This is a genomic window from Mesorhizobium sp. M7A.F.Ca.CA.004.04.2.1 (assembly GCF_004022825.1).
GTDB lineage: Bacteria > Pseudomonadota > Alphaproteobacteria > Rhizobiales > Rhizobiaceae > Mesorhizobium.
Genome location: NZ_RZPH01001224.1, coordinates 1 through 1,575, shown reverse-complemented (window position 1 = coordinate 1,575; position 1,575 = coordinate 1). Strand labels below are relative to the sequence as shown.

General features: G+C 63.4%; 1 protein-coding gene and 1 pseudogene. Both read right to left on the bottom strand.

Annotation, left to right across the window (positions count from 1 at the left end):
• A partial coding sequence (locus EN893_RS33250; protein ID WP_164901357.1) for an ABC transporter substrate-binding protein occupies positions 1–1,040 on the bottom strand: 1,040 nt, incomplete at its 3' end.
• Between the two features lie 128 nt (positions 1,041–1,168).
• Positions 1,169–1,575 (bottom strand): annotated as a pseudogene (locus EN893_RS33245) (hypothetical protein); the annotation flags it as partial.

The following is a 1,575-nucleotide window of genomic DNA, read 5'->3' as shown; positions in this document are numbered from 1 at the left end:
ACATAGAGCGTCTCCCAGCAGCCGAACATGTGGGCTGCGGTGGAGACATCCTTGGGATCGCCGACGGCAGCGCCATTGTCATCGATGCCGACAGCGGTGCGGTAGGCCTTCTGCGCTTCGGAATCGTTGGCCTGCGCATAACGCGGCGAGCCTTCCCAGAAATGGCTGCCGTCGAGGAATTCGAGGCCGGGGCTGTTGATGTCGGTGGCCTCGAGCGAATCGATGAAGCCGAACAGTTGCGGTCGGTTGGAGCCGTAGAATTCGCCGAGCTCCTTGACGAAAGTGAGCACGGCCGGGCCGACCATGACGTGGTAGATCACCTCGGTCTCGGCCGGGATCTGCGGGAAGTATTTGGTGAAGGACGATTCCGTCGGCGGGATGGCGATCTGCGCGATGACCTCGCCGCCTTGCGCCTTCAGTGCCGGCGGCAGGTAGTCGCGATGGTCGTAGCCGAAAGCGAAATTGGGGAAGATCTGCGTCACCTTCTTGCCGGCATTGGCCGCGATCCACGGCGCCATCGACTGGATCTGGCTCTTCACGTCGGTGATGCCGGGCTGGAAGACATAGCGGTTCAGCTTTGTCGAGGCGACGTGATGGCCTTCGCTGACGACGAAATAGGGCATCTTGTTTTCGCCGGCGGCGGGCGCAGAGCCAATGACGACATGCGAGAACAGCGTGCCGAAGACGATGTCGGTCTTGTGCTGGGTGGCGAACTTGCCGACCACCTCGGCGCCACGGCCGGGATCGGTGCCGTCATCCTCGATGATCACCTCGACCTGACGGCCGTTGATGCCGCCGGCGGCGTTGATCGCCTTGACCGCGGCAGCCGTGGTCTTCTCGTACCAGCGGCCATAGGCGGCGCCGATGCCGGTGCGGTGCGACTGGAAGCCGATCTTGATCGGCGCCGAACTCTGCGCCTGGGAATAGCGGACGTAGCCGGGGGCCAGGCCCAGGCCGGCGCCGGCGGCCAGACCCTTCAGCGCCGTGCGGCGGGTGAGCGTGGATCTGGAGAGATCGAAAAACCCATTCTTGTCAGTCACGGCAGTTCCCCTGTTTTTGAGTTTTGACTGGCTGTAACGAGGCAAAAAATCGCATGTGTACAAACTAAATCACCAAAGCCCCGACGTGGCAAGCGGGCTTTCCCCGAAGGCATGCTGGTCGCCTTTTCTCATCCGACAGTCGGCGTGGCAAGCAACCAGAGGCCGAAGACGGTGTAGGCGATCATCAGCAAGGTGAGCGGGAACTGGCTGAGTGCCGCGCGGGAGGGCTGTGGGTGCAGGCGCCAGGCGAAGCCGTGAGCGACGAGGACGGCGAGCACATGGCCCAGGATGATGGCGCCGGCCTGGATATTCCACAGCCACCACGCAGAGTCCGCCCCCGCAACGATGCCGGCCTCGATCTGCATGTCGGCGGTGCCGAACAGGTTCCAGCCCAGCGCGAACGGATCGGACAGTGCCGCAAGCGCATACTGGCCGTCGACGAGCAGCGCCGTCAGATAATGCGCAACGTGATAGGCAAGCGCAATTGGCACGATCGACCACACCAGCAGGCCTGCGGCCTGGCCGAGCGTGTGAT